6 protein-coding genes are annotated in these 6,990 nt (G+C 69.9%); all 6 read right to left on the bottom strand.

From position 1 onward, the window contains the following. Positions 1-388, bottom strand: a 388-nt coding sequence (locus tag G6R24_RS16465; RefSeq protein ID WP_163550123.1) for an enoyl-CoA hydratase/isomerase family protein, incomplete at its 3' end; no start/stop codon positions are given. Between the two features lie 661 nt (positions 389-1,049). After that, entirely contained in the window at positions 1,050-1,661 is a 612-nt protein-coding gene (locus G6R24_RS16460) for a YbaK/EbsC family protein (RefSeq protein WP_225438620.1), read from the bottom strand. A 6-nt stretch (positions 1,662-1,667) separates the two neighbouring features. Beyond that, positions 1,668-2,852, bottom strand: a complete 1,185-nt coding sequence (locus tag G6R24_RS16455; RefSeq protein WP_163550122.1) for a cation:proton antiporter — start codon at positions 2,850-2,852, stop codon at positions 1,668-1,670. Beyond that, the gene (locus tag G6R24_RS16450; protein WP_163550121.1) at positions 2,849-3,277 is read right to left on the bottom strand and encodes a hypothetical protein; all 429 of its coding nucleotides are present in this window, start codon (positions 3,275-3,277) and stop codon (positions 2,849-2,851) included. The genes G6R24_RS16455 and G6R24_RS16450 overlap by 4 nt, the downstream gene beginning before the upstream one ends. 435 nt (positions 3,278-3,712) lie before the next feature. Next, positions 3,713-4,909 carry a cytochrome P450 gene (locus G6R24_RS16445; protein WP_163550120.1) on the bottom strand — a complete coding sequence of 399 codons (1,197 nt, stop codon included), beginning with the start codon at positions 4,907-4,909 and terminating at the stop codon, positions 3,713-3,715. A gap of 488 nt (positions 4,910-5,397) precedes the next feature. Then, positions 5,398-6,696 (bottom strand): CRISPR-associated endonuclease Cas3'', encoded by a 1,299-nt coding sequence (locus G6R24_RS16440; protein WP_163550119.1) that lies wholly within the window; start codon positions 6,694-6,696, stop codon positions 5,398-5,400. Positions 6,697-6,990 lie beyond the last annotated feature (294 nt).

Below are 6,990 nucleotides of genomic sequence, written 5' to 3'. Positions count from 1 at the left end.
GGTCGCTGGCCACCGCGATGTCGGCCAGCATCGCGATCAGCAGCCCCCCGCCCTGACAGATGCCGTTCACCGCGGCCACCACCGGGGCCTGACTGTCCCGGACGGTGACGAACGGCAGGATGTCCGGACCGTCGAGACCGGGCGGCAGCGAATCCCCCGGCTCGGACCGGCCACCCAGATCTCCACCCGGGGCGAACACGTCACCCGTGCCGGTGATGACGAGCGCGGCCAGGTCCGGATCCCGGTTGACCAGCCACACCGCCCGTTTGATCCCGAAGTACATGGCCGGCGTCAGCGCGTTACGCGCCGCCGGCCGGTCGATGACACACCAGCCGATGGCGCCGTCCCGCTCGAACCGTAGCCCGGCCGCCCCCAGATCGTCCGCCATCCGCCCACCCCTCACCGTGCCATACCGCCCTCTTCGTCATACCACTGTGGCGGTGTCAGGCGGTGCAGGTGCGTTCTTCGGACGGCGGTGGCCAGGTCGGGGCCGGCTGGCAGCCAGCCGAGCCAGGAATCGGCAGCCGTACTGAGCCAGATCGGGTCAGACGGGCCAGCTCCGCCGTACAGCGACTGAACGACACCCCGAACCACTCCTTCGCCGGTCTGCTGCGCACGCTCCGCTGCCACCCGGCGAGGTCACACGTGCTGCTGCTCTTGATGGCACTGGCACCTGGGTGTGCGCCAGGGGCGGTGCAGAACGTCCAGGTGGCGAATCATCCTGAGGCCAGGCCGAACGTAGAACCGGTCGGTCTGGTTTCCGTATCCGACCGGCTTCAAGGACGTGTCGCCCTTGATCCAGATCTCGCGTACTGGGGAGCTTGTCGTGGCCCGTGCGACGGGCACGTCCTGCGGTCGATCGACAACGGCCGCCACGTCCCGACGACCGCCGCCCGCGTGGACGTCGCCGACGCGAAGGCCATCGCCGACGCGGCCGCCAACGTCGGCGGCACAGGTCGGCTGCTCGGCGCGGCGGCAGGCGCGCTTTGCCGACTCGTCATGCGGGGACGACGGTCTGCCGTCGGGCCCGCCAGCCGGCCGCCTGGGCCTCAGGTGCCGAGGGCGTCGAGGACCTCGGCTGCGGGGAGGGCGGCGAGCGCCGCGCCGGGCAGCCACAGTTTGGATCGGCGCAGGCCGGAGCCGACGACGACGCGGGGATGTTCGACGACCGCGCGGTCGATCAGCAGTGGCCAGGCGGCTGGCAGTCCCACCGGGGTGATGCCGCCGTACTCCATCCCGGTGCTGGACACGGCGGCGTCCATCGGGGCGAACGACACCTTGCGGGCAGCCAGCCGGCGCCGGACCAGCCCGTTCACGTCCGCCCGGGTCGTCGCGAGAACGACGCACGCCGCGAGCGTGGTCTCGGCTCCGCGCCGAGCGGCGACGATGACGCAGTTCGCCGAGTCGGCCGGCTCCACCCCGTAGCGTGCGCAGAAGGCCGCGGTGTCGGCCAGCTCGGGGTCGATCTCCGCCACCTCGACCTGCTCGACAGGCGGCGCGGACCCCGCCTTCGGCCAGGCGGCCAGCGCCGCCGCGGTCGCTGCCGCGAGCAGGTCTGGTCGGCGCAGGGCCGGTACCGGCCGTAGAACGTCGGTCACGGCGGTGATCCTACGGCGCTTCTCGTCGCCCTCCTCCTGCTCGTGGCTGCTGGCGGCCGTCACCTGCGGTCAGGTTGGCCTGGGATCCGGCTTGTGGGGTGGGGTGGGTCCGGCTGGGTCGAGCGGCGTGGCGGGGCCGCGGCCGGTGAGTGCTGCCGCCACGGAGGTGACGGCGATCGTGACGAGGGCGCCGAGGACGAGGGCTGCTGGTTCGCCGGTGGCCAGCAGGTGCGACTGCGCACCGAGGGTCGCGGCCGGGACCGGCACGCCGAGTTGCGCGGCGGCCAGCGCACCGAGTGCTGCCGGCTGGCCGATCAGACGGTTGACGAGGTGATACACGACAGCCCCGAGACCGAGCGCCAGGCCGAGCCCGATCAGGGCGGGGCGCTGGGCGAGCGCCCGCAGGTCCAGGGACGCTCCGAGCCAGAGGAAGAACAGCGGGCCGAAGAAGCCTTCCGTGATGGCGAAGAGCTGGCGGGCCAGGCGGCGCGGTTCACCGGCGGCGGCTACGGCCAGACCGAAGGCGAACCCGGCCAGCATGATCGACACCTGGGAGGCCTGGGCGATGGCGGCCAGACCGAACAACAGAGCGAGATTGATCCGCAGTTCCAGGGCGAACTTACGTCGTTCCGACAGGTGGTGGAGCCTTCTACGCCATCCACGGCGTTCGGTCTCGCGCAGGACGGCGAACAGCGCACCGGCGCAGACCAGCACCACGACGGCCCCGATGGCCGCGCGGCCCGCCCTGGTCGGATCGATCGCCAGGGGCAGGGCGACGATGCACACGGCGTCGGCGATGGCCACCTGGGGCAGTAACTGCAGGACCGCGGTGCCCTTGAGCTGTAGCGCGTCGAGGATGGGCAGGACGAGGGCGGCGGAGGACGAGGACAGCAGCACGGCGTACAGGGCCGGGTGGCCGGTGCCGAAGACCGTGGAGATAGCCAGAGCGACGGGAACGGACGCCGCCCCCACGGCGGCGGCACGGCGCAGCCCGACCGGCAGCGCCCGCCGAAGGTCACGGTCACCCACCGGGACATGCGAGCCGGCGACGAACATCACCAGCGCGAACCCGACGTTGGCCAGGAAGGCGAAGGTGGACGCGGTCGGGTCCAGGCGTCCCACGCCCATCGGGCCGAGGATGATCCCGGCCAGGAGCTCACCGACCACGACGGGCAGTCGCCAGCGGCGCGGGAGCGCCAGCAGCGGACCGGTGATCCCGGCCAGGCAGACCAGTGCCAGAAGGGCGAAGCTCACGGGTGTTCCGCCGCCGGGGCCCCTGGCTGGGTCAGCTGGCTCGGGTGGGTGCTGGAGGCCGCCAGCCGGCAGGGGATCTCGGTGTTCTCGTCGGTGTGGTAACTCGCGCAGACCCGGTGGTAGCCGTCGGCGACCTGTAGGGCCCGTCCCGACATCAGGTCGCCGCGAATCAGGAGCACCGGAGACAACGCCTTGCGGGCGACGATCTTGCGCAGGTCCGCGGCGACGTGCGGGTTGTCGACCGGCAGCAGCGGCAGCCCGGACGCACGCAGGATGTCCTTGGCCCTCCAACGCCGGGTCGTGGCCGCGCGCAGCAGTCCGATCAGGGCGTCGATCTCCTCGGGCCCGGCCAGAAGCCCCAGATAGGCCGCCGCCGCGGGGTAGTCATGCTCTTCGGGGTCGCTCTTCCACCGGACGTCGGGCATCCGTTCATGTTCCTCCTCTCACCCGCCCACCTGGCACGTCGACGCCAGGCGGTCCCAGCCACCGCGTGGCTGGCGACGTGGGTTACCCGCGAATCCAGGGTGAGAGGATCAGTTCCGCCACGACCGGCACCGGCGCATGATGTACGACGTCCTGACTGGTCGATCTGACTCGGGTGCGGTCCCATGACATCACCGTCACCGACCTCGTCGCGGTAGCCATCGCTTCACTCGGTTCCATGGCCGTGGCCCCACGATCCCGTCAGATTTTGTCGTCGTCCAACGGTCGTCCTGCCCGTGTCGCATCTGGTCTCCGCGACCCTCCGGGTTCGAGGCGTCGTAGTAGCTGCCCTGCCCGTGCCGGCGCGCCAGCTCATCCCAGCGCGACCGGTCCCGCAGCCACCAGGGTTCTGATCGCTGCGGGCCTGGTGGGCGGGGTTAGGCGATGCCGGCGCCTTTCAGGGTGACCGGCAGTTTCGACACGCCGCGGACGTTCGAGGAGACCTTCACCTCGGCGCGGGCGGGGTCGGCGATGAAGTCGGGGTACCGTTTGAGGATCTCCTCCAAGGCCACCTTGATCTCGAGACGGGCCAGGTGGGCGCCGAGGCAGCGGTGGATGCCGAAACCGAAGAACACCGTCGTCGGCTCCTCCTTGCGGTCGAGGCTGAACACGTCCGGGTTCTCGTAGACGCGCTCGTCCCGCAGCGCCGAGCCGGTGATCAGCATGACCCGCTGACCGGCGGGAATCGGCACGCCGTGCAGCTCGATGTCGCGGGTCGACGTCCGGCCCTGCAGCTGCGACGGGGCGTCGAAACGCAACGTCTCCCCCGCGGCCCGGTCGTAGAGCGACGGGTCGTCGAGCAGGCGGCGACGCTGCTCCGGAAAGCGGGTGAGCGCCATCATCCCGTTCGGGATGGTCTTGGCGACGGTCTCGTGGCCGGCGGTGCCGAGCTCGAGGAATCGGAAGGCGATCTCCTCATCGGTCATCCGCCGGGTCGTCGTGCCGTCCTCGTCGTCGGCGACCTCGGTCTCGATCAGCAGGCTGATCGGGTCACCGGTCGGGTTCCTGCGCCGCTCGGCGATCAGGGACAGGTAGAGGTTGATCAGAGTGCCGGTGCTCTCGAGGAAGTCCGTATCGGCCCCCTTGCTCTCGCCGCGGGCCAGTATCCGGTCGGAGCACTCGTTGACGACAGCCCGGTGTTCCTCCGGGATGCCGATCAGCTCGCTGATGACGTCGAGCGGAAGCGCGACGGAGAAGTTCTGCACGACGTCGAACTCGCCGGAGTCGGCCACCGCGTCCAGCAGTTCGCCGGCCCGACGGCGGATGTAGGGCTCGAGGGCGAGCATCCGGTTCGGCGTGAACACCTTACCGATGATCTTCCGGTGCCAGCGGTGCTCCGGCGGGTCCTTAAGAATGATCATCGGGGCGCCGGCCTCCGCGCCCTCGATCGTCACGCCGCCCGTGCTGGAGTACGTCTGCCAGTCCTTGTGCGCGGCGGCGACATCCGCGTGCCGGGACAGCGCCCAGAACTTCAGGTCCGGGTTGTGGTACACGGGCGCCTCGTCCCGCAGTGCCCGGTAGACGGGGTACGGATCGCGGTACGTCGCGAGATCATAGGGGTTGAACTCGACCATCTGCCTTCTCCTGCCGTCAGGTAGGTACATCCTGCCTTCAGCTCGCGATCCGCGCCGCCGTCAGCAGCGCTGGTGAATATCCGGGCGGCCGCAGCCCGGATCAGGTATAAGAACGGCCACCAGGGGCCTGCGACGGGACAATGCGGTGGCGCATCGTTATTTCCTCGGTCAGACCGAATGGCGCCGGACCGGAGGTAGGTCAGGCCGCTCGGCGACGCGGCCAGCACCTGTCTTCCGCACGTGCGTGTGGTGTGAAGATCCCCGGCCTCTGCGTCGGCCGCCCCGCACGCCCGACCGGCCAGCTCGTCCTCGCAGCCCTCGCCCACCTGCGCTACGTCCCAGCCCACAGCGGGACACCGGCCTACATCCCCCGACCCGAACCCCTACCATAACTCCTGCTCGACATCCTCGGCGTCGACCCGACCCAGCCGCCATGATCAACAGTCGGGACGGTCGACGCATCGAAACCCCATGTGCGGAAGACGGGGCTAGGTGTTGATGACCGTGGCTGCGATCGTCCACTGCCGTCCCCGACGCCACGGACCGTGGCGCTTCAGCCCGACCTCGGCGAGCAGCAGGTCGGCAGCCCGTTCGAGCGAGCCAAGGTCGGCCTCGCGGTCTGGCCGGCCGAGCCGGGCGACGCCGGTGTTACCGATGCTCTCGCCCCCATCATTCTGGTGCCGGATGATGCGCACCTCGCCGGTGTCATAGTCGGCCTGGGCGCGCAGGTCCCTGTCCGTCAACGGGTCTCCTTCGGTTACCGGCGTCGCTGCGCAGCTCAGTTGTGACCCTCGCCAAGCGCGGACGCCCGGCGCTGCAGGTTGCGGCGAAGCGCCATATCGGGTTCCTTCTCCGGTTGTGACCCTCGCCGAGCGCGGACGCCCGGCGCTGCATCTTGTTGGTGAAGATCTCCCGGGCACGCTCTTCGGATTGCCATCGTCAGGACCTTCCGGGTCCAACAGCTGCCGGTAGACCGCTGCGTTCTGCTCGGCGATCGTCGTGAACGGTACCGCCACGATCACCCGAGCCTTGCCGTGCTCCAACGCATGCCGAAGCCCGAACGCCCCTGCCGCAATCGTCTTCCCCGACCCGGTCGGCGCCGGCAGCCGAAAGAACCCCCCAGGCCCAGAGGCCGTAGCCACGCAGGCCTGGAACACTTCCTCCCGCCACCTGTCCACTGTGGAGGCGCCCCGACCCGCCAGCATCCGCTCGCGGCGCACGACAAACCGATTCCACAACATCGCCATGTCCGCTGGCGGCGCGACACGCGGCTGCCCGCCGGCACGATGCGCGGCCGTATCCAGCCCATCAGCATCCACCAGCGCCGAGTACAGCAGGCGGAGCAGCATATCCATCTCCACCTTCGAGGAGATGTCGGAAGGTAGCGGCACCGGCGGACCCTCGAACAGAGCCGGCAGCAGCGGGCGCAGCGCAGCCTCCGCCTCAAACCGGGCCTGAACTTGCTCCGCAGGCGCGTTGTCCACCTCGGAGTTGACGAACGCCGGGCTGGTCAGCCCACCGTGATGGCCATGCAGCGCCACCCCCAGTTCTGCTGCCCCGCGGCGGCGAGCCAGCAGAACTCCCAGCGACTTGTGATCGAAGCCCACGCGACGACCCGTCGACTCCGCCAGCAGCAGGTGCTCCTGCCAGGTGCACGACGCCTTGCCCGTGTCATGAGCTAGCCCGACGAACCGGCCTGCCGGCCCCGTCCCGAACACCGAGGCGAACCGCTCCGCCGTCCCCTCAAGATGATCGATAAGGTGATGGCGGACACCTGACGAGTTCATGCTGTGCGCCTACATCTCCAGACCCCCCGCTCCAGAACGTGCCACCACCCCGTGACACGGAAAGCGATCATGACCTCACGTAGGCCATCCAATCCGACGGGTCCGACAAAAATCGCCGCCCAACGAAGATGGGCCGGCCACGGGACGACGCCACTCCCCAAGATGATCGACGTAGCGACTCGAGCTGCCCGCCAGAGAACCAGGGCTTCCACCCGCTACTCGTGCCGCAGCTCGGACCCTCGATGCGCCAGCTCGCAGCTTCGGAACCCCAAGCGCTACGCCGAACCCCGGTAC

The organism is Candidatus Frankia nodulisporulans (assembly GCF_902806475.1).
Lineage (GTDB): Bacteria > Actinomycetota > Actinomycetes > Frankiales > Frankiaceae > Frankia > Frankia umida.
This window is presented reverse-complemented; position numbering and strand designations above follow the sequence as displayed.

Coding starts and splice junctions, on each gene's coding strand:
- G6R24_RS16450 (WP_163550121.1), bottom strand. CDS start 3,277: ATGCCCGACGTCCGGTGGAAGAGCGACCCCGAAGAGCATGACTACCCC.
- G6R24_RS16445 (WP_163550120.1), bottom strand. CDS start 4,909: ATGGTCGAGTTCAACCCCTATGATCTCGCGACGTACCGCGATCCGTAC.
- G6R24_RS16440 (WP_163550119.1), bottom strand. CDS start 6,696: ATGAACTCGTCAGGTGTCCGCCATCACCTTATCGATCATCTTGAGGGG.